General features: G+C 62.1%; 17 protein-coding genes. 3 read left to right on the top strand and 14 right to left on the bottom strand.

The features are described 5' to 3' along the window. Window position 1 precedes the first annotated feature (1 nt). From MJP36_RS20750 to inhA, 10 genes are all read right to left on the bottom strand, one after another. Complete coding sequence (locus tag MJP36_RS20750; RefSeq protein ID WP_244383933.1) at window positions 2-1,105, bottom strand: glycosyltransferase family 4 protein; 1,104 nt, start codon at window positions 1,103-1,105, stop codon at window positions 2-4. Next, window positions 1,096-2,313, bottom strand: a complete 1,218-nt coding sequence (locus MJP36_RS20745) for a glycosyltransferase family 4 protein (RefSeq protein WP_104993221.1) — start codon at window positions 2,311-2,313, stop codon at window positions 1,096-1,098. Before MJP36_RS20745 ends, MJP36_RS20750 begins: the two co-directional genes overlap by 10 nt. Before the next feature lie 8 nt (window positions 2,314-2,321). After that, complete coding sequence (locus MJP36_RS20740; RefSeq protein ID WP_244383932.1) at window positions 2,322-3,650, bottom strand: cellulase family glycosylhydrolase; 1,329 nt, start codon at window positions 3,648-3,650, stop codon at window positions 2,322-2,324. Next, window positions 3,640-4,830, bottom strand: a complete 1,191-nt coding sequence (locus tag MJP36_RS20735) for a glycosyltransferase (protein WP_244383931.1) — start codon at window positions 4,828-4,830, stop codon at window positions 3,640-3,642. The genes MJP36_RS20740 and MJP36_RS20735 overlap by 11 nt, the downstream gene beginning before the upstream one ends. After that, window positions 4,830-6,821: a GumC family protein gene (locus MJP36_RS20730; RefSeq protein WP_161550195.1), complete on the bottom strand. Its 1,992-nt coding sequence runs from the start codon at window positions 6,819-6,821 to the stop codon at window positions 4,830-4,832. Before MJP36_RS20730 ends, MJP36_RS20735 begins: the two co-directional genes overlap by 1 nt. 14 nt (window positions 6,822-6,835) lie before the next feature. Continuing rightward, window positions 6,836-7,612, bottom strand: a complete 777-nt coding sequence (locus MJP36_RS20725) for a polysaccharide biosynthesis/export family protein (protein ID WP_090372180.1) — start codon at window positions 7,610-7,612, stop codon at window positions 6,836-6,838. Between the two features lie 28 nt (window positions 7,613-7,640). After that, window positions 7,641-8,552, bottom strand: coding sequence for a glycosyltransferase family 2 protein (locus MJP36_RS20720; RefSeq protein ID WP_104993225.1), 912 nt, complete (start codon window positions 8,550-8,552; stop codon window positions 7,641-7,643). A 1-nt stretch (window position 8,553) separates the two neighbouring features. Continuing rightward, window positions 8,554-10,014 carry a mannose-1-phosphate guanylyltransferase/mannose-6-phosphate isomerase gene (locus tag MJP36_RS20715; protein WP_244383930.1) on the bottom strand — a complete coding sequence of 487 codons (1,461 nt, stop codon included), beginning with the start codon at window positions 10,012-10,014 and terminating at the stop codon, window positions 8,554-8,556. Further along, window positions 10,014-11,453, bottom strand: coding sequence for an undecaprenyl-phosphate glucose phosphotransferase (locus MJP36_RS20710; protein WP_104993226.1), 1,440 nt, complete (start codon window positions 11,451-11,453; stop codon window positions 10,014-10,016). Before MJP36_RS20710 ends, MJP36_RS20715 begins: the two co-directional genes overlap by 1 nt. Window positions 11,454-12,033: 580 nt before the next feature. After that, a complete protein-coding gene (inhA, locus tag MJP36_RS20705; protein ID WP_161550193.1) occupies window positions 12,034-12,714 on the bottom strand; it encodes an isonitrile hydratase in 681 nt (226 codons plus the stop codon). Window positions 12,715-12,804: 90 nt separating this feature from the next. Between inhA and MJP36_RS20700 the strand changes: the two genes are divergently transcribed. Continuing rightward, on the top strand, window positions 12,805-13,773 hold the full coding sequence (locus tag MJP36_RS20700; protein WP_244383929.1) for a GlxA family transcriptional regulator: 969 nt from the start codon (window positions 12,805-12,807) through the stop codon (window positions 13,771-13,773). Here the strand turns inward: MJP36_RS20700 and MJP36_RS20695 are convergent. From MJP36_RS20695 to MJP36_RS20680, 4 genes are all read right to left on the bottom strand, one after another. Beyond that, window positions 13,743-14,669 (bottom strand): alpha/beta fold hydrolase, encoded by a 927-nt coding sequence (locus tag MJP36_RS20695; RefSeq protein ID WP_244383928.1) that lies wholly within the window; start codon window positions 14,667-14,669, stop codon window positions 13,743-13,745. The two genes, MJP36_RS20700 and MJP36_RS20695, sit on opposite strands and share 31 nt — an antisense overlap. 49 nt (window positions 14,670-14,718) lie before the next feature. Next, window positions 14,719-16,545, bottom strand: a complete 1,827-nt coding sequence (locus MJP36_RS20690; RefSeq protein ID WP_244383927.1) for a glycoside hydrolase family 15 protein — start codon at window positions 16,543-16,545, stop codon at window positions 14,719-14,721. Beyond that, window positions 16,538-17,338: a glucose 1-dehydrogenase gene (locus MJP36_RS20685; protein ID WP_244383926.1), complete on the bottom strand. Its 801-nt coding sequence runs from the start codon at window positions 17,336-17,338 to the stop codon at window positions 16,538-16,540. The genes MJP36_RS20690 and MJP36_RS20685 overlap by 8 nt, the downstream gene beginning before the upstream one ends. Before the next feature lie 90 nt (window positions 17,339-17,428). Continuing rightward, the gene (locus MJP36_RS20680) at window positions 17,429-18,559 is read right to left on the bottom strand and encodes an FAD-dependent oxidoreductase (RefSeq protein ID WP_244383925.1); all 1,131 of its coding nucleotides are present in this window, start codon (window positions 18,557-18,559) and stop codon (window positions 17,429-17,431) included. Window positions 18,560-18,739: 180 nt separating this feature from the next. Here MJP36_RS20680 and MJP36_RS20675 point away from each other — a divergent pair, with 180 nt between their 5' ends. Together MJP36_RS20675 and MJP36_RS20670 are read left to right on the top strand one after the other, a co-directional pair. Beyond that, the gene (locus tag MJP36_RS20675) at window positions 18,740-19,240 is read left to right on the top strand and encodes a sigma-70 family RNA polymerase sigma factor (RefSeq protein ID WP_090372158.1); all 501 of its coding nucleotides are present in this window, start codon (window positions 18,740-18,742) and stop codon (window positions 19,238-19,240) included. 26 nt (window positions 19,241-19,266) lie between these two features. After that, window positions 19,267-20,217 (top strand): FecR family protein, encoded by a 951-nt coding sequence (locus MJP36_RS20670; RefSeq protein WP_244383924.1) that lies wholly within the window; start codon window positions 19,267-19,269, stop codon window positions 20,215-20,217. The last annotated feature ends 14 nt before the right edge of the window (window positions 20,218-20,231 follow it).

Genomic DNA, 20,231 nt, shown 5'->3' with positions numbered 1-20,231 from the left:
CTCACGTGAGTTCCTCGATCAGTTCGGCCACGCGCCGGCGATAGGCATGGTGGTTGAAACGCTGCGCCCAATGGCGATGTTGTTCGGATGAGTCTTCATCGGGCTGTTGGCTCAGGTTCACCATCAAGGCGGTCAGCGCTGCGCTGTCGGTGGGCGAAAAGCGCGCCGCCGACGGTGGCGTGATTTCATCTAGCGACGTACCGCTGGCCACGGCCACCGGGGTACCGACACTGAGCGCTTCGATGACCGGTAAACCAAAACCTTCGGCATAGGACGGTTGCCACAGGCGCGATGCCTGCCGGTACAACCCATGTAACTGGGCATCCGACACGCCGCTCAGTGCACGAATGCCCGGCAGCGTACGCTGGGCCTCGGGCAGGTGCTCAAGGCTGCCCACCAGCACCAACTCCGGCACGTTGGGCGATTGCTGGCGGGCTTTCTGCCAGGCCTCCACCAGGAACGGTACGTTCTTGCGCAGCTCGCGAGTCCCGACCAGCAGCCAGTAGCGCTGCGGCAGTTGATAGGCGCTGAGGTCTGCCGGCGGTTCGCCAAACCCATCGACCTGATTGGGCAGCACACGAATCTTGCCCGCCGCCTTGGGGAACAGGCGTACGGTTTCATCCGCGCTGTACTGTGAGGGCGTCCACACGCGGTCGGCGCTGTGCACCGCGTAGGCAATCGACACGCGATCACTGGTTTTGTAGATCAAGGCCTTCAGACGGTTGGCGTGGTAGTTGTTCAAGGTAATCTGGAACAGGTCATGCAACAGCACCACGGTGCGCATGCCCTTGGGCTTGGGGGGCAATGGCAGGCCCATATTGAAGGTGCTGATGTACACATCGATGTGTTGCTCACGCAAGGCACGCGGCAGGAACCCGGCTTCGAAACGCAGGCGGTTCTGCGGCTGATGCATCGCGGTTTTCGCGCAGCCCCAGGCCGGGCAGTGGGCCCGCAAGCGAGTTTCATCGCCCAGCGGGGCCACCGTGAAGCGCTCCAGCTCGATACCCGGCAGGCTGCACAGCGCATTTTCCAGCGCATACACCTGACGGCTGATGCCCGATTGCGGCGAGGTGCCGACGGTGCGGTAATCCAGACCTACACGCATGTGGGCTCCTTTTGATTGAGCGGCGAGAGCGTCGCGTACACCTGCTCCAGCTGGCCGGCGGCGACACTCCAGTCATGGGCCCGGCGTGCATAGGCGCGGCCAGCCTCGCCCATGGGCAGTGCCGCTGCGGGATATTGCAGCAGGCGCACCACTGAATCCGCCAGGCCGCTGGCAGTCTGCCCGCCCAGGTAATCCACCCCTTCGACCAGGTCCAGGCCCGATACCCCTTGTTCGGTGCTGGCCAACGGCAACCCCGCAGCCAGGGCTTCGAGTACTTTGAGCTTGGAACCGCCACCATGACGCAACGGGGCCAGGAATACCGAGCAACTCGATTGCAGCGCCAACAGGTTCGGCACAAAACCTTGCCACTCGATACGCGGGTCCTGCCAGCGTTCGCGCCAGCTGCCGGGCATGCCGAAGCCGCACACGCTCATGCGCGCATCCGGGCATTGCTCCCAGACCTTGGGCAGGATTTCATCCAATGCCCATTCGATCGCGTCCACATTGGGAGCGTATTCATAATTGCCGAGGAACAGCACACGGCGCGCCGCGGGATCAGGACGGGCACCGGCGAAATGCGCGCAATCCACGCCGTTGACCACCACGGGCACGGGCTTGCCGGCGATGTTCTCCAGCACCTGCGCGTCGCCGGCGGTGACCGCCACCACCTGCGTGGCCTGGCGCATGACGCGGCGCTCCCAGCGGCGGTATCGCCATTGGTCGTAGTGAATGAAGGGCAGCGCCCAGCGAGGCAGGCGGTCGTAGGTCGCTGCGCCGAGCGCCGATTCCACGTTGTGCTCGGTCAGCACAAAGGGTTGGGATTTGCGCGCCAGGGCATCTTCATAGGGTTGGAAGGTGTAGGAGTGCTCGATCTGCACCACGTCCCAATGCTCATTGAGCAACGGGTCGAAGGTGTCCTGCAGTGCACCTGACAAGCCATTGACACTGGCCAGCAGCGGGTAGGGCGCAAACAGCCCGGCCACCAGGGTTTTCACGCTGCGCAGTGGGCGGCGCGGCAGGATGATCAACTGTTCCAGGAAGGCTTCCAGCACCTGGCGATCGGTCAGCGACACGGGGTGCTTGTCATGCAGCAACAACGTGATCCTGTGCCCACGCGCGGCCAGGCTGCGCAGCAAGTGGAACTGGCGCGTCTTGCCGCCGCTGGTGGCGGGCCAGGGCGAGTAGGGCAGTATCCATAAAATGCGCATGGCGGGCTTCAATCCCATAACAGAATTTGCAGGTTCGACTTGACCGGCACGGTCAACCCATTGGCGCCGCTCACCGGGGTTTGTGTGCCGCGCAGCGGGTCGTACAGGGTCGCGCTGGTCAGGTTCGGCAGGTGTGCGTTACCGCCCTGTGCCGACCAGAAGTACCACAGCTTATGGCCGTCGGCGCGGGTCCAGCCGATGCTGAACAGGCCGTCGGGTAACTGGTCGGCGGTGGGCGGATCGCCGGGGGTCAGTTGCGGCCCGCTCACATCGAGGAAGTTCTTCAGCGCTGTGTAGGACGGCTTGGGGTTGGCGTTGATGTCGAGCAAACCGTAGGACTGGTCGCGCACGCTGGCCCGCTGGTCAAGGTCGCTGAGGGTGAACAGGAAAATCTTGTCAAAATCCATCGCGCTCATCAGCGCCACCCGGCGTACCACGTAGTCAGCCTGCTGCTGCCGGGTGATGAGGTCTTGCGCCTCTTTGGGCCCCGGGTAATTCGACCAGCCCCACTCGGTGCTCCACAGGGTTTTCACGCCCTCTGCGCGCAGGGACTGGTTGAGTGCCTGGGTCTTGGCGACAAAGTCCAGGTTGGCCGGATCATTGCCCTCGGGCAGCTGGTTGTAGGGGTGATAGGACACCACCGTATTCAGGCGGTTTACGCCCAGGGCGCTGAGGGCGCTGAGCATGGTCTTGCCGTTGGGCATTTCGCTGAGGAAGGCCATGCCGGCCGCAACCACGGGTTTGTCCGGGTTGACCGTGCGCAAGGCGTTGGTGGTCGCCGCCAACAGGGTGAAATAGCCTGCGGGGTCGGCTACCGGGCGCCAGAAGCCGAGCAAGTTGGGCTCGTTCCAGACTTGCCAGGCGTCGACGCTGGGGTAGCGCTGGGACAACAGCGCCATGCGGTTGGCGAATACATCCGGGTTTTTCGGTGGGTACTGGTCCTGGTACGGCGCACCGGGCGGCGCCGTGGTGGCAAAGGGCGCCGAGCCCACCAGGTAGAACACCGATTTGAGCTGGTTGGTCTGCAGGTTGCCGACCAGTTGGTCCAGCGTCGCAACCTGGTACTGGCCTTCGGCAGGCTCCAACTGGTCCCAGTGCAGGTCCAGGCGCACCCACTGCAAGCCCAGGGCTTTGAGTTTGTCGATCTGCTGTTGATACAGCGTGGGGCTGAACCACAGGAACTGCGCGTTCACTCCCAGGAAATCCTTCCACACCAGCACTTTGTTGCCTTTGAGCACATGGCTCTCGGCATCGGCCTGGCGGCCCCACAGAAAAACGCTCAGGCCGAGCGCGACGATCACGAGCAGTGAGGCGAACCAGGTCCGTTTATGCGCCATAGGGTGCTCCTGCAATGGCTTGCTCAAAAAGGTCCTTGAACTTCTGCGCGGTCAACGGCCACAGGCGTTCGCGGCCGATTTGCGCGGCGCGTTCAGCCCAGTCCTGCGCCAGTGTCGGTGTATTCGCCAGACGCAACAGTTGCTCGCTCAATGCGCCCACATCGCCCTGGGGAAAGATCAAGCCATTGCCGCTGGCGACCTCCTCGGCAAACGCGCGCGCATCCGAAGTGATCGCCCCACGCCCACACGCGGCGGCCCAGGACAGCGCGCCACTGGTGCCGCGCTGGCGGCCCAGCAGGCCGAGTTTTTTCGATTCGCGATACGGCAGCACCATCACATGGTGCGCCTGGATCGTCTGGGCAATCTCGCTGGCCGGCAGGTTCAGCCGCCAGTCGATGGAGCCCGCCAGGCCGAGGTCGGCGATCTGGCTGTTCAACTGCTCCAGGTAATTGCCGCCTGCGCCGAACGCCATTTCGGCGGCAGTGCCACCGGCCAGGGTCAGGCGCACACGGTCACGCAATTGGGGGGCTTGCTTGAAGACGGCGGCCAGGGCCTGCAACAAGTCTTCAATGCCTTTGCCACGGTAGATAAAACCGAAATACAGCAGGCGCAGCGTGTCCAGCGACGGCAAGGCTGCCGGCGCAATCGCCAGGTTGGCGTGGTTGATCACGGCCACTTTGCCCGCAGGTAAGCGCATGCGCTCGCTCAGGCAATCGGCGCCCAGGCGGGTGAGGGTGACCAGCCGGGTCAGGTCCTGGGCGACGCGGCGTTCTTCGCTCAAGGTCAGCGGGTCTGCCAGCACCACCGCTGCCTGGGGCAGTGGGCTGGGCAAACGTTCCAACAGGTTCAGCGGGAAGGGCAAACGTTCCCGGCGCCAGACCATGCGCTCTGGGTCATGCACGGTTGCGGTCAGCGGCAGCTTGGGGAACGCCTTGCGCAACTCGCGCAAGGCCAGGAATTCTCCCAACCGCCCGCCGCCCAGTTCGGCGTGGACCAGGTCCACACCTTGCCAGTCGAATGCGGCGATGGCTTGGCCGATGGCAACGCTGTTGCCCGCCACGCCGCTCAACGGTGTCACCACCGTCACCCCCAGTTGCTCCAAAGCCGTCTTGAAATGCTTCGCGTAGTCGGCGATCCCATTCTTTTCCGGCGGCAAGGGCGCAAGTAGGGCGATGCGCATCAGAACGCCCCCCGGTACTTGGCGATGTTTTGCAGCACCTTGGCCGGCACTTCGAACTTACGCCGGTTGATGATGATGCCGTCGACTTTGCCAAACGCCGTGTTGAGGATCGACAGGGCATGTTCCACCACCGGCACCGTGCTTTTTTGCGCTTCCACCACCAGCGCGATCAGGTCGGCGCGGCGCAACGTGACGAATGCATCGCGGTTATCCAGCAGGGCCGAAGCATCCAGCAGGACCACTTCCCCCTGTGCCGCCGGTGCCGCACCGCCGACACGCACGTTGATGCCGTTCTCTTGCAGCAATTGGCGCAATTGTTCCACCACAAAGGTCACGCCTTCACCGTGGCGCGCCGAGGTCAGCCCCAGCGTCATGCCCTGTTCGGCAATGCGCTCCAGTTGCAGCAAACCGTACAGCCGGTAAATGCTCGCATTGAACGCGTTGGTGCCTTGGGCGGTGCTGGTGTCCAGTTCCGGCAGGGTGGTCCACAGCGGCAAGCCGAATTTGCGCTCCACCAGGCCGCCATCGTGAATGCGCTGGTCCAGCAGGTAGCACAGGTAGATCACCAACAGGCCGACGACGATGGCAAACGGGATCGCCAACATCAGCATCACCAGGGTTTTCGGGAAGACGCGGCCCGGGTTCAGGGTGGCTTCTTCGATCACCGCGATGTTGCTGATCTGGCTGTTATCCAGTTCACGGTCGATGCGCGACTTTTCCAGGTTGTCCACATACAGCGCGTAGTTACGCTCGGTGGCGCTCAACTCGCGGGAAAGGCGCGCCAGCTCCGGCTCAATCTCCAGGGCCTGCTTGCGCTGGGCTTCGAGGTTGACCAGTTGTTTCTGCTGCTGAACCAACTGAGTACGCAGCGCCAGGTTGTTGCTCGACTCATCCAGCAGCACGCGTTGCAAGTGGATTTCCAGGGTGTTCGGCGCACGGTTTTCCGAGCTCTGCACCGTGTTGCTTTCACTGGCGACCTGGGCCTGCATGGCAAGGATCGAGGCGTCCAGCGCTTTGACCGGCGGCGCGTTGTCGGTGTAGGTGCGCATCATATCGGCCTTTTCCAGCAGCTTCTGGTTGAGCAGGCGACGCAAATCCTGCTGCTGCGGGTTCAGGGCGATCTGGCGGACCGTGGTCACTTCCTTGGGCTGGGTCTTGAGCTGGTTGCGAGTACTCTCCAGGGCGCTGTCGGAAGAGGCGATCAGGCGGGTGGTGTTGAAGGTCTCGCCGCGCAGCACGTTGATGCGCTCGGACAAGTCCTCCAGGCGGTCGGTAATGCTCGCCGCGCCGATCTCGTTGAGGTGCGTGAGGATCTGTTGCTTATAGCTCTTGATCTCGTTGGCGCTGGTGTTGACCTGGCCCTCGTAGAACGCGTACAGGCTCTTGCGGCCCAGGGCCTGGGTGCGTTCGTTGATGTAGGTCTCGATCCAGTTCTTGACCACCATCTGGGCAATTTCCGGGTCGCCCCATTTGAAGCTGATATCCATCACCGTGGACCCCGCGGCGTGGCTCACCTCGAAGTTTTTCTCCAGGCTGGCGGCCAGGCGTTCCACCGGGGTGGTTTTTTCGACGATACCGACGGTTTCCAGCACTACACGCACGCCGTCGAACACGGCACCGATGCCGCTCTTGACGTAGTACTTGGTGCGCTTCCAGAAACCTTCCGGCGGCGGTGCATTTTCAATCACTTCCAGGTAGTGCTCGGCCACCGCGCGCACGATCGGGCGGCCGGTCAGCAGGCGCTCCTCGTCGACAATCGGGTCGCGCTGGGTGCTGGGCATCACCAGTGCCTGGCGGTTGCTGATCTCGATCGGCAAGGTCGAGTCACGCCCAGGCTTGACCAGCAGGCGTGCGGTGGACTCGTACTTGGCCGGCAGCAGGAAGGCCCCCAGCAACATGATGACCAGCGCCGCGATGGCCGCCAGCTTGAACTCATGTCTGAAGATGAAGAACAGGCGCAGAAGATCCCGAAAAGAACGGATCTCGATCATGGGATGTCGCTCCTTTAGTTGTTGCTGCCGCTGGTTCGGGTGTAGTTGTAGCCAACCCCGATCGACTTGGTGAACGGAATCAACTGGTTCAAGTAGGTATCCACCCCTTGGATGCGTTCGCCCACGTTGGATTTGGGCACGAACACCACATCGCCGCGTTGCAGGCGCACTTGTTTGCGCCCGTTAGGCCCGGTCTTGAGGTATTGGCTGAAGTCCAGGAAGTAGGCACGGTAGGCGCCCTGGGCATCTTCGCGCAGCAGCGCGACCATGCTTGCGTTGCCGGACGGGTTCACCCCGCCGGCGCCGACAATCGCCTGTTCCAGCGTGTTGGCCGTGCCGATTTGCACCGCCGTCGGGTTGTTCACCGCGCCGCCGACGATCACCGAGTTACCCGGTGCCTGGTTGATGTTCACCGTCACCCGCGGCTCGCGATACACCGGCGCCAGCTTGTTGCTCAGCTCGGTGGCCAGCTCCGAGGGCTGGCGCCCGGCGACCTGGATCGGCCCCAGGAAGGGGTAGTTGATCTTGCCGTCGGCCTGCACCGTGTACAGCGTCAGCTCATAGATGGTGCTGACGTTGAACGCTGACAGCGTCGGCATTTCTCCGGCATCGCGCACGATGCGCAACTGGTCGCCGACGCGGATACGTTCCACGGCCGGCGGCAGTTGGGCCAGTTGGTCGAGGGCGCGTTTGCCTTCCTCGACCGTCTTGTCGTCCGGTGGGACGATGCGTGCGGGCGTATTGCAGGCGGCCAATGCCATCATGGCCAGGACGAGCAAGGTTCGTTTCATCAAGGGGGACTTCCTGTGGGTCATGTGCTCACCTCCAATAACCGGGGAACATGCTGATGCGCCGCTTGAGGGCGATGGGTAGCCGGCGTTCCTGATGGCCCAGCCGATAGCCGAGCAACTTGAACGCGCTGCGCACCAGTACTTCGGGTACGCGATGCAATGCACCGGCAGCACGCAATGCTGCGAGCTCCGCCAGTACATAGCGTTTACCTTCTCCGCCGGCATCGCCGAATGCCTCGCGTATCCACGGCTCGCGACCGTAGAACACGCCAATGTCGAAGTAGCGGTGGAACTCATCCATGAGGCGGTAATCGTGGGAGTGATACACCTGCGCGGACGCGGCGTAGCGCACCTTGTAGCCTTCAAGCAGCATGCGTGCGGCCACATAGGCGTCTTCGCTGCCGATCACGTCGGCGGGAAAACCGCCGACGGCCTGCAATGCGCTGCGTCGGTACACAGAAAACGAATCGGAGCTGAAGCAGGTCTTGATCCCCAGCTGCGGAGCATCGGCCAGGCTCTTGCTGCGGCTCTGGTCCGGGTAGTTGAAGTGCCGCGATTGCGCGCCCAGCACCCCGGCGTCCGGGTGCGGCAGTTGGCGGCCATACGCAACGCCGTTGAGCGGGTCTTCCTGCAATTCGCGCAACAGGTTGGCGAAGGTCTCGGGGGTTGCCGGGATTGCGTCCTGGGTCATCACGATCAACGCATCGCCGTCCACTTGCTCGCTGGCCCAGCGCCGGGTGCCGCCATGGTTGAAGTCCCGCGCGTCGATGACCTCGACCCGCGCGCCGAATTCGCGAAACCGCGCCACGGTGTCGTCGCTGGAGGCGCTGTCGACCACCAGCATGTCGTCCGGTTGCAGCGTCTGCATTTTCAGCGCCGGCAGCAGTCGTGCCAGGTGGCTGGAGGCGTTGCGGGTCGGGATGATCAACGAGGTCCGCATGTCACTTTTTCACCTCGGCCGGGGCACGCCCATAGATGTCGTCGAAGCGCACGATGTCGTCTTCGCCCAGGTACTCGCCGCTCTGCACTTCGATCATCACCAGGTCGATGATGCCGGGGTTGGTCAGGCGGTGTTTGTGCCCGGCCGGGATATAGGTGGACTCGTTGGCGTTGATCAGGAATTCGCGGTCGCCATTGGTGATTTGTGCGGCGCCGCTGACCACCACCCAGTGTTCACTGCGGTGGTGATGCATCTGCAACGACAACGATGCTTGCGGCTTGACCACGATGCGCTTGATCTTGAACCGGCTGCTTTCCTCCAGCACGGTGTAGGTGCCCCAGGGCCGGGTGACCGTGCGGTGCAGGCTGAACGCCGGGTGGTTCTGGCGCTTGAGTTCGGCCACGATGTAGCGCACGTCCTGGCTGCGGTGGGCATCGGCGATCAGCAGGGCATCGGGGGTGTCGACGATGATCAGGTCTTTCACGCCCACGGCGCCGAGTACGCGCTTGGGCGAGTCGATATAGCAGTTGTGCACGTCATGCAGGATCGCTTCGCCGTTGACCTGGTTGCCATGGGCATCACTCGGGGTGAGCTGGCGCAGGGCTTCCCAGGAACCGATGTCGCTCCACCCGATGTCGCAGGGCACCACGGCCACTTGGCTGGACTTTTCCATCAAGGCCACGTCGATGGAAATATCCGGTGCGCTGCCGAACGCTTCAGCGTCCAGTTCACGCTGGCGCGAGGTTTTGTTCTGCAGGTGCTGGCTGTGCTCCAGCGCCGCTTTCGCGGCCGCCAGTACGTCGGGGGCGTGGGTCGCCAGCTCATCCACCAGGGTGCTGGCCTTGAAGCAGAACATACCGGCGTTCCACAGGTGCTTGCCGCCGTCGAGATAGCCTTGGGCGGTGGCCAGGTCAGGTTTTTCGACAAAGCGTTTGACCCGGTTGCCGGTGCTCAAGGCTTCGCCTTTTTCGATGTAGCCGAAGCCGGTTTCCGGGTGGTCGGGCTGAATGCCGAAGGTCACCAGGTAGCCGGCTTCGGCCAGGTCGCGGGCCTGGGCCACGGCCTGGGCGAACGCGACTTCATTCAAGATCAAATGGTCGGCGGGCATCACCAGCAATTGCGCATCGCCGCCGAAGTGTTCCTGCACATGCAACGCGGCGACGGCGATGGCCGCCGCCGTGTTGCGGCCGAACGGTTCCAGCAGCAGGTCCAGGGGCAGGTGGGCCTTGTTGACCCCACGGTAGTCATCCAGGGTACGGAACAGCAGGTCGCGGTTGGTCACCGTGAGCACGCTTTCCACGCCGGGCAGTTTGGCGGCGCGCTGGAAAGTCTTTTGCAAAAGGCTCTGGCCATCACGCATGCGCATGAAGGGCTTGGGCATGTTCTGCCGCGACACCGGCCACAGCCGAGTGCCTGAACCACCTGAGATAATGCAGGGAATTAATCCGTTGAGGGTATTCATCAATACACTTCCTTGGTGGAGAGGACGGCCGGGATCGTCATGCAAACGATGTACAAGTCAAACCACACCGACCACTTGGAGATGTACTCCAGGTCGTATTCGACACGCTTCTGGATTTTGACCAGGGTATCGGTCTCACCCCGGTAGCCATTGATCTGCGCCCAGCCGGTGATGCCCGGCTTGACCCGATGCCTTGAGCTGTATTCGCTCACCGCCACTTCAAACGGAATGCCCGCCGCTTTAGTCGCCGTGGCATGTGGGCGCGGGCCGACCATGGACATATTGCCCAGCAGCACATTGAACAGTTGCGGCAGCTCGTCGATGCTGGTTTTGCGGATGATGCGGCCAACGCGGGTGATGCGTGGGTCTTCGCGGGTGGTCTGCTGTTCGGCGGTGAAGTCGCTCTGTTCGGTAAACATCGAGCGGAACTTGAACACGCGAATCTCGTTGTCGTTGTAGCCATAGCGGTTCTGACGGAACAGCACCGGGCCTTTGGAGTCGAGCTTGATCGCAATGGCCGTCACCAGCATCACCGGCGAAAACACCACCAGTGCCAGGCTGGCCAGCAGCAAGTCTTCACAGCGCTTGATAAACGGTGACCACCCGCGCAGCGGCAATTGCGAGGTGTTGAACATCAGGATACCGCCGACGTCGGTGATGCGGCTGTGGCCGTAGCGCAGGGCGGCCATGTCAGGCACCAGCATCACATTCACCGACATCTGCCGCAGGCGATTGACCAGCCCGTGGATACGTTGCTCGGCGGCCCAGGGCAGGCAGATCATCACTTGGTTGACCTGTTCGGCGCGGATCAGTTTTTCCAGGTCGCGAGTGTTGCCCAGCAACGGCAGTCTGCTGAGTTCCTTGGGAATGCGCTCGGTGCGATCGTCGATAAAGCCGATCAGGCCGGAGCGGATATCGCCGTTGCGTTGCAGGTGGTCGGCCACATGTACGGCGGTGTCGGTGAAGCCCAGAATCACCGTGCGTTGCAGGTATTTGCCCTTGCGCATCAGGTTGCGATACAGGCGCAGCACCCCCAAACGCTCCACACAGAACAAACCGAGGCTGGCGATGTACCAGACCACCAGGTTGCGTGGGGTCAGTTGCGGGAAGAACTGCAGGATCTGATACATGAACAGCAAGATGCAGAATGCCGCAGACCACGCCACGATGTTGCTGCGCAGGCGCAGGCGATTACTGAAAAGCTCCTCGGAATAAATACCCAGGGCTTGAAACAGAATGATGGTCAGCACCGCAAAAAACAGCAGCAGGCCGAGGAAGTGGGAACGCAATTCATGGGCCATCGGGTCGAGGAACAATACCAGGACCAGAGGCGGCAAGATCGCAGTCAGGCCATGAACCAATTTGACGAAAACAACAAAAAACTCAACAAAACCGGCACGGGTCAAAAACAGGCTGTCGACCGACGACTTATCGCGCATAAAAACATCCCTCATCGCACTCCAAGCTCTATGTTCGAGAGTTGGTCCGATAGGCAGCGTGCTGCTATCAGGGGCAAGTCGAACGACGGCTACTCTGTGTCAAACGCAACCATTCCATTCACGTGGAGCCAGCCAAATGAAGGAGATCGGTGGGGGCAGTCGCTGAAGGATGTTTTATTTTTGAGCATTAGTCAATAACTTGACCATTTTGCATTTTTCAAAAGTTAGGCATTCTAAATAATTTTTATCTGTCATTTTATTGGCGCTCCTTGTCCGATTCCGTCTGATGTCGGGTGTGATTTGGAGTGTAGAAACAAATGTGGGAGTTTTCCTGTACAAATCGGAAACCTTTTTCTAACTAGAGGTAGGAAAAGGGGGCAGGGGGAAGTGGGGCGGAACGCGTTGAGTGTTCTATCGGCATCGCTTATCGGAAAAAATGTCTCTTGTTGGCGCGATATCAGTCGCTTTTTTGCTGCTGCCGTCTAGAGCGCCAGGCTCCAGCAATGGGGTCTGGCGACGGTGCTGATGCTGTTGGCCGCGCGCCTTAGCGGTGATGTCACGTCCGGCCTGAGCACCCCTGTCAGCGCAACCGTGCGGCTGCCCGGGCGACAATTTCACCCCGCACCCGACGCGGTTCCGCCGTGCGTTTTCGGGCTTCTTCCAGCACTGCCTCGGGCGCGGTGTCCGGGCTGCCGGCGTCGAACGGCGGCGCCGGCGCGTATTCAATCTGCAGCTGGACCAACTGGGCGACGTCCTCGCCGTACAACTCCGCAGCCAGGGTCAGGGCAAAGTCGATCCCGGCGGTGATGCCGCCCCCGGTGAACAAGTTGCCGTCACGCACTACACGTGCCTGCACCGGGATTGCACCCAGCGGCGCAAGCAGGTGGTGATAGGCCCAATGGGTGGTGGCCTTGCGACCGCGCAGCAGACCCGCCGCACCGAGCACCAGGGAGCCGGTGCACACTGATGTCACATAGCGCGCCGTGTGGGCCTGCTCCTTGAGAAAATCCAGGGTCTGTGGGTCTTCCATCAATGCGCCCACGCCGGTGCCACCGGGCACGCAAATCACATCCAGGCGCGGACAATCGGCATAGCTCATGGTCGGCGTGAAGACCATGCCGGTGCTGGAAGTGACCGGCGCCAGGTCTTTCCACACAAGGTGCAGTTGCACATCCGGCAGTGCGCCCAACACGTCGTAGGGGCCGGTCAGGTCCAGTTGCTGGACGCCGGGGAACAACAGAAAGCCGATCTGCAAAGTCATGGATAAAGCTCCAGAAGAGGGGTGGACGGCTTCACTCTAGAGGCCTAGGCTTTGGCGCATACGCCATTGAGCCCACAGATCACGCCAATCATGCCCAGAATCATCCACGTCCTCGCTTTCGAAAATGCACAGGTGCTCGATGTCACCGGGCCGTTGCAGGTGTTCGCCTCGACCAACGATCTTGCCCGGCAGCGCGGGCTACCGTTGCCCTACGCGGTGTCGGTGATCGCTGCCCAGGCCGCGCCGGTCGTGACCTCCGCCGGCCTGGCACTGGTGGCCGAACCGCTGCCGCCGGCCGACACGCCCGTCGATACCCTGGTGATCGCCGGTGGCTGGGGCGTTTACGGGGCTGCCGAGGATCCGGTGCTGGTCGACTGGGTACGCGAAAAAGCCCGACACACCCGACGCATGGCCTCGGTGTGTACCGGGGCTTTCCTGCTGGCCGCCAGTGGCGTGCTCGACGGCCGCCGCGTGGCCACCCACTGGACCCGCTGCGAAGAGCTGGCGCGCAAGTTTCCTGCGCTGACGGTGGAGTCCAATCCGATTTTCATCCAGCAGGGCTCGGTATGGACCTCTGCCGGTGTGACCGCCGGTATCGACCTGTGCCTGGCGCTGGTGGAGGAGGACCTGGGGCGCGCCGTTGCCATGGAGGTCGCGCGGCATCTGGTGGTTTTCCTCAAGCGTCCGGGTGGGCAATCGCAGTTCAGCGTGGCGCTGTCCTTGCAAAGAGGCGATAGTCGTTTTGCCGAGTTGCACGCCTGGATCGCGGACAACCTGAACCTGGACCTCAACCTCTCAACCCTGGCCGCCAAGGCGTGCATGAGTGAACGCAGCTTTGTCCGCCACTACCGTGCTGAAACCGGCCAGACCCCGGCGCGAGCGGTCGAACTGATCCGTGTGGAAGCCGCTCGCCGGCAGTTGGCCGACAGCACGTTGCCGATCAAACGCATCGCCGTGCAATGCGGGTTCGGTAGTGAAGAAACCCTGCGTCGCAGCTTTTTACGGGCGCTGGCGGTGACGCCCCAGGCTTACCGTGAGCGCTTTTCACCGGTGTCGTAAGCGAGCAATTCCAGCAACGCAGCCAGGGTCGCCTGCGGCGCTTCCTGTGGGATGTTGTGGCCCACGCCGGGCAAGACTTCACGCCGGTAAAAACCGCTGAAGTGCGCCACATCGTCATCGTCCACCGCGGGAGGCCCCACACCATCATCGGCACCGCACAGCGAAATACTCGGCACCGAAATCGGTGGTTGCAGCGCCAGCGCCTGCTCGATGGGTTCCAGCGCCGGGTCGCCGGGTGCGTACATGAAGCGATGGCGGTAGGAATGAATCACCACTTCGACAAAATCCGGGTTATCAAACGATGGCGCGGTCTGGCCGTAGAGGCCCGGGCCTTCGGCCCAGGTCGGTGACCACAACCGCCACAGCAGTTCGCACAGCTCGCGGCGATTGGCCGTCAGCCCCTCCACGCCACGCGGGGTGTGAAAATAGTACTGGTACCACAACCGATGCTCCGTCTGCGGTGCTCGCGGCGTAAGCGAGCGGGCGATGTCCTGGATGTTGTAGCCATCCCCCGTCACCAGCCCGCGCACGCGTTCGGGCCACAGCGCCGCGACAATACACGCCGCCCGCCCGCCCCAGTCGTAACCGGCCAGTGTCGCTTGCGGGATAGACAACGCGTCCATGAAGTCCAGCAGATCCTTGGCCAGCGCCGCCTGCTGCCCGGAGCGCATTACCTGATCGTGGATAAACCGCGTCGGACCATAACCGCGCAGGTAGGGCACCAGCACCCGGTAGCCGCGCTCGGCCAATACCGGTGCAATCTCATCGTAGCCGCGAGGATCATAGGGGAAGCCATGCAGCAGGATCACGGGCTCGCCATCAAGCGGGCCCTGGGCTTCATAGGCCACATCAAGCATGGACGTACGGACATACAACAGCGCAGCGGTCGAGGTCATGGTGGGCTCCGATGAGTGGGCCGAAGGTTTTCAGACTCTAGACGAAACGTCAGGGCTGCCAGACGGTTTTCACCCCGCTGAGCTTACGATCCAGAAACGTCGCCGCACTGATCAGCGCCAAATGGCTCAATGCCTGCGGCGTGTTACCCAAATGCCGGGCCTGGCCGTCGAACTCCTCGGCATACAAGCCCAACGGGTTGGCGTAGCGCAGCAATTGTTCGAACTCCAGATGCGCCTTTTCCACTTGCCCTGCGCGAGCCAAACATTCGACATACCAGAACGAGCACGCCACAAACGCGCCTTCGGTCCCTTGCAGGCCGTCGATCTGGCTGTCGTCGTTGCGATAGCGGTACACCATGCCATCGCGGACCAGGCTTTTCTGAATCGCTTCCAGGGTCGACAACCAACGCGGGTCGGTGGCGGCGACAAAGCGCACCAGCGGCATCAACAGCATCGAACCGTCCAGCGCCGTGCTGCCGATGTGCTGCACAAAATGCCCGCGTTCTTCGTTCCAGAAGTTACTCCAGATATCGGCGTAGATCGCCTGGCGGGTCTGGTCCCAGCGCGCGAAGGGGGCGGGCAGCGAGCGTTTGGAGGCCAGGCGGATCGCGCGGTCCAGGGCGACCCAGCACATCAGTCGTGAATGCAGAAAGTGATGTTGCTCACCGCGCATCTCCCAGATGCCGACATCCTTCTGGTTCCAGATCTCACAGACCTGATCGACGACTTCCACCGTGTGTTTCCAACCTTCGTGGGAAATGGCTTCACCGTATTTGTTGACCAGATACACCGCATCCATCAACTCGCCGTAGATATCCAGTTGGATCTGATCGAACGCTTCGTTGCCGACCCGCACCGGCCTGGCGCCGCCATGGCCGCTGAGGTGGTCCAGTTCGACCTCGGGCAACTCCTGGCGCCCGTCAATGCCATAGAGGATATTGATTTTGGTCGGTTGGCTGCAGCAATCACTGACCCGGCCCTTGAGCCAGCGCATGTAGGCGTTGGCCTCCTCGACGAAGCCCAGGCGCATAAAGGCGTAGACGGTGAACGAGGCATCCCGGATCCAGGTGTAGCGATAATCCCAGTTACGTTCGCCGCCCGGGGTTTCCGGCAGGCCGAAGGTGGCGGCGGCGATGATTGCGCCGTGTTTGCGCGAGGTCAGCAGTTTCAACGCCAGGGCCGAGCGATTGACCATTTCGCGCCAGCGCCCGCGGTAGTTGGATTGGGCAATCCAGCCGCGCCAGAACTTCAAGGTGCGTTCCAGGTACAGGTCGGTACAGCCGTTGGTCACGCGTGGATCGTCTGCGCCGCCCAGCACGAATTCGGCGCCTTGTTCCTGACTGAGGCTGAATCGGGCGACCGCCGAATCCTCTTCGAGAGTCAATGGGTGGCTGCCGACCAGGCGCAGGTCGGGCTGGCCGTCGGCAGCGAACAGCACGCCGCCCGCTTCGGCGCGGGCGCGTGTCGGTGCCCGGGCATAGTCATGGCGCACGGCGCAGCGCAGGTGAATCGTCGCCGTGCCGCTGACCACCCGCACCCGGCGAATCAGCAGCGGCAAGTCGTCGACCTCTTCACTGACGGTCAACAGATCGGTGATTTCCACCACGGCTTCGTCGCTCAGCCAGCGGGTTTGCAGCACGTTGGTGTCGGGCAGGTAGATCTGTTCGCGGCGGGCGTTGGGCAAGTCGGGGGTGAGCTGGAAAATACCCGCTTCAGGCGTACCCAGCAGCGCGCAGAAGATCGATGGGCTGTCGAACTCCGGCCAGCAGAAAAAATCGATGCTGCCCTGGTCGTTGATCAAGGCGGCGCTGCGCATATCGCCAATGATGCCGTGGGCATCGATCGCACTTTGAGGTTCGTTCTGGAAATCAACCATTGCCACGGAACTCCGGATAAAGGCTCATGCCGCCATCGATGAACAGGGTGCTGCCGACCACGTAGTCCGACGCATCACTGGCCAGCCAGACCACCGCGTTGGCTACATCTTCCACGTCGCCGACCCGACCGTAGGGAATCAGCTTGAGCAATTCTTTCTCGGCCGCGCCTTCGGTGGCCGCACGATTGATCGCCGTACGAATCGCCCCCGGTGCAATCCCATTGATGCGGATGCGTTGCTCACTGACTTCCTGGGCGAGGGTGCGCATCAGCATTTCCACGCCGCCCTTGGACGCCGCGTAATTCACATGGCCGGCCCACGGAATGACCTGATGCACCGAGCTCATGTGGATGATTTTACCGGCGGCTCGCGACACGCCCTCACGTACACCCTGGCGATTGAAAATACGCACGGCCGCACGCGCGCACAGGAACTGGCCGGTGAGGTTGACGCCGATCACGGTGTTCCAGTCGTCGAGGCTCATGTCCACCAGGTTGGCGTCTTTTTGCAGGCCGGAGTTCGCTACCAGAATGTCGAGGTGGCCGAAGGCGTCGAGCGTCTGGGCGAACAGGCGTTCGACGTCGGCCTCCTTGGACACGTCGCCAGCGATGGCAATCGCTCGGCCGCCGCTGGCGTTGATCTGCGCCGCCAGGGCTTCAGCGGGCGCGGCCTGGGAGTTGTAGTTGAGCACCACCGCCGCGCCGGCCTCGGCCAGCGCCTTGGCCGCACCGGCGCCGATGCCGGAACTGGCGCCGGTGACCAGCGCCACTTGTTGCTGCAAGGAAATCTGCATTGCGCACCCACGTTCGAAGAGAGTCCTTTTTGAGGACAGGCTCTGCGGCGTACAAGTTCAGCTTCCAGGAGAAGAAAGCGCTCGCAGCGTCTACGAAGCCCGGGGTGACTCAAACAGGCTGACCAGGCTATGCGGTGTTTCGTGACCAAAGATCAACTCGTGCAGTTCATTGCTTTCAGCCGCCACTCGTGCGCTGCGCTGGAACATGGCCTGTTCGTACTCATGCAGGGCTGTTTCGACGTCATCAGGGTGTGAAGCAATAGCTTTGCCGAGTTCGGCCCCGTCGTATAAGGCAAGGTTGGCGCCTTCGCCATTCGGGGCCGCAAGGTGTGCGGCATCGCCAATCAGTGTGACTCCAGGCACTCGATTCCAACGGTGCTCAACCGGCAGACTAAAAAGCGGGCGCCATACCCATTCGGTATCGCTTTCTGTGATCAGTGCAGTGAGGGCAGGGCACCAGCCTGCAAACTCCTGTGCGATCCGCGCGGCTGCGCCTGCTCGGTCGGTGAAGTCGATGGCGGCAAACCAGCTTTGCGGTTTGGTGAGCATTATGTAGGTGTGAAGCGTGGCGTCAGGCTCACGGTGTGCCTGGATCCCTTTTCCTGGTTGAAGTGCGAACAGCGCACCGGCACCGACCGCGTTGGCTGTGGCGGGATGCCGGGCGTCGCAGTCATAGAGGTAGGTTTCAATGAGCGAGCGGCCCATATACTCGGGGATAGCGTTGCTGAGCAGCGGCCTGACCTTTGACCAGGCACCGTCCGCACCTATCAGCAGGTTGGTGACAATGTGAGAGCCGTCGGCGAATGTCACCTCATGCTGGCCTTCGCCGAGGGGGCGCACGCTATTGACCTTGTGGCCCCAACGCACGGTACCGGCCGCAAGTGAGTGGAGAAGCATCTTGCGCAGCTCGCCGCGCATGACCTCTGGGCGACCGCCGCTGCCGTCGTCGGGTTGGTCGAACAGAATTGTGCCTGTGTAATCAAGTACGCGAGTCGCCTCGTGCCCCTCCAGGATCAGGGCGCGGAAATCGTCAGCCAAACCCGCAGCCTGCAAGGCCAGTTGGCCGTTGTAGTCGTGGATGTCGAGCATCCCGCCTTGCGCGCGAGCGTTTGCCGATGGCTCAGCTTCATAGACGGTGGCGGGAATGCCGTGGATGTGCAGGACACGGGCCAAAGTGAGACCGCCCAGGCCTGCGCCGATGATGGTGACGGGGATGTGCATAGTGGACCTATTGAATGTGCGGTTTCTTTCGAAAAATTAGACCCAAGAGATTACAGAAAAGGACGAACATGCCATTTTTGTCGTTTTTTCTGAAAGCCTAACACTGGGCGAAGGAAGCCATTTGCCCTGTTTAATGGGAAACATTACTATTTACACCCCCGTCTTCCCAGTGCTCACGCGATGATTCCCCAGCCGCCCCGCAGAACAGGCTTTTTCGAGCACTACGAAGAATTGGTCGGCACTTGGACTCGTCGCCTGAGAAACCGTCAGCATGCCGAAGACCTGGCCCACGACACCTTTGTGCGCGTGCTTGAGTCGAGTTCCGCCGAGGTTGAGCAGCCGCGTGCCTATCTGCATCAAACGGCGCGCAATATCGCGGTGGACGCCTATCGCCGGGAAGACCGCCGGGAGGCTATGGTCCTGGATGCCTTTGACCAGCCTTCGCCTCATCAGGGCGATCCGGAGCATTACATGCATGCGATCCAGCTAGCGGAGTCCGTCGAGCGGGCCTTGGCCGAGCTGCCGCTCAACTGTCGCAAGATTTTCATCTGGCAGAAAATCGAAGGCCTGACCCAGCAGGAAATCGCCGATCGCCTGGGTTTGTCTAAAAACATGGTGGAAAAGTATATGATCCGCACCCTGCGGCATCTGCGTGATCGCCTGGATGCGTTGGCCCCATGACTCGTTTTGAAACAGGACCTTCAACGATGGATAGCCGTGCTCGCGACGAGGCCGCGCAATGGTTTGTACGCTTGCAGGACGCCGGGCTGAGCCACGAAGAGCGTCAACATTTCGATGCATGGCGAGCACAGCGGCCCGAGCACCAATACGAATTCGATGTGTTGCAAGGGGTGTGGAGCGCTGCGGACCTGTTACCCAAGGCGCGCTTGCAGGCGTTGTGCGACGCCCCGGTGACGCGGCCCAAAGGGCGCGCTGCCTGGCGTTATGCGGTGGCCGCGAGTGTGGTGGCGGTCGCCTTGGGGTTGGGCCTGTTCAGCGGGCTCGATCATCCAAAGCCTTACAGCGCCGAGTTCAGCACGCGTGTAGGCGAGCATCGCCAGGTCGCCTTGCCCGATGGTTCGATAATGGACCTGAACAGCCGCAGCGTGGTTGCGGTGCATTATCAAAAGGGCCGCCGCGCAGTGGAGCTGAAGCAGGGCGAAGCGATGTTCAGTGTGGAGCATGACACCAGCCGTCCGTTTGTGGTGGCAGCCGGGGCAGGGCAGGTGACAGTCACCGGTACGCGTTTCGATGTGCGCCGAGATGATGACCAAACCCGCGTGGTGGTCGAGGCCGGTACGGTCAACGTCACAGGGCGTGCGTCGGATCAGCTCGTGACGCTGACGGCGGGCCGCGCCACCCATGTCGATGCCCTGGGGCAAGTCGCTACTGCCTACACCGTGAATACCGATGAACTGACGGCCTGGCGCAGCGGGAAGCTGGTGTTCAACAACGCCACACTGGGTGATGTGGCGCGCGAGGTATCGCGTTACCGCGAGCGGCCGTTGCGGGTCAGTTCGACGGCGGTGGGTAACCTGCGCTTGACCAGCGTGTTCAAATCCAGCGATACCGACGCCTTGCTCAAAGCCCTGCCGCACATATTGCCGGTGGCGGTGCGCGCTTTGCCGGACGGCAGCCAGGAAATTATTTCACGCTGACATTCAGGTTTTTT

The sequence above is a fragment of the Pseudomonas palleroniana genome (assembly GCF_022836895.1).
Classification (GTDB): Bacteria; Pseudomonadota; Gammaproteobacteria; order Pseudomonadales; family Pseudomonadaceae; genus Aquipseudomonas; species Aquipseudomonas palleroniana.
This window is presented reverse-complemented; position numbering and strand designations above follow the sequence as displayed.

Bases quoted from the DNA above. Each gene is read 5' to 3' on its own strand.
- MJP36_RS20725 (WP_090372180.1), bottom strand. From the start codon at position 7,612: ATGAAACGAACCTTGCTCGTCCTGGCCATGATGGCATTGGCCGCCTGC.
- MJP36_RS20695 (WP_244383928.1), bottom strand. From the start codon at position 14,669: ATGACCTCGACCGCTGCGCTGTTGTATGTCCGTACGTCCATGCTTGAT.
- MJP36_RS20710 (WP_104993226.1), bottom strand. From the start codon at position 11,453: ATGCGCGATAAGTCGTCGGTCGACAGCCTGTTTTTGACCCGTGCCGGT.
- MJP36_RS20685 (WP_244383926.1), bottom strand. From the start codon at position 17,338: ATGCAGATTTCCTTGCAGCAACAAGTGGCGCTGGTCACCGGCGCCAGT.
- inhA (WP_161550193.1), bottom strand. From the start codon at position 12,714: ATGACTTTGCAGATCGGCTTTCTGTTGTTCCCCGGCGTCCAGCAACTG.
- MJP36_RS20715 (WP_244383930.1), bottom strand. From the start codon at position 10,014: ATGAATACCCTCAACGGATTAATTCCCTGCATTATCTCAGGTGGTTCA.
- MJP36_RS20745 (WP_104993221.1), bottom strand. From the start codon at position 2,313: ATGCGCATTTTATGGATACTGCCCTACTCGCCCTGGCCCGCCACCAGC.
- MJP36_RS20675 (WP_090372158.1), top strand. From the start codon at position 18,740: ATGATTCCCCAGCCGCCCCGCAGAACAGGCTTTTTCGAGCACTACGAA.
- MJP36_RS20750 (WP_244383933.1), bottom strand. From the start codon at position 1,105: ATGCGTGTAGGTCTGGATTACCGCACCGTCGGCACCTCGCCGCAATCG.
- MJP36_RS20720 (WP_104993225.1), bottom strand. From the start codon at position 8,552: ATGCGGACCTCGTTGATCATCCCGACCCGCAACGCCTCCAGCCACCTG.
- MJP36_RS20680 (WP_244383925.1), bottom strand. From the start codon at position 18,559: ATGCACATCCCCGTCACCATCATCGGCGCAGGCCTGGGCGGTCTCACT.
- MJP36_RS20670 (WP_244383924.1), top strand. From the start codon at position 19,267: ATGGATAGCCGTGCTCGCGACGAGGCCGCGCAATGGTTTGTACGCTTG.
- MJP36_RS20735 (WP_244383931.1), bottom strand. From the start codon at position 4,830: ATGCGCATCGCCCTACTTGCGCCCTTGCCGCCGGAAAAGAATGGGATC.
- MJP36_RS20730 (WP_161550195.1), bottom strand. From the start codon at position 6,821: ATGATCGAGATCCGTTCTTTTCGGGATCTTCTGCGCCTGTTCTTCATC.
- MJP36_RS20700 (WP_244383929.1), top strand. From the start codon at position 12,805: ATGCCCAGAATCATCCACGTCCTCGCTTTCGAAAATGCACAGGTGCTC.
- MJP36_RS20690 (WP_244383927.1), bottom strand. From the start codon at position 16,545: ATGGTTGATTTCCAGAACGAACCTCAAAGTGCGATCGATGCCCACGGC.
- MJP36_RS20740 (WP_244383932.1), bottom strand. From the start codon at position 3,650: ATGGCGCATAAACGGACCTGGTTCGCCTCACTGCTCGTGATCGTCGCG.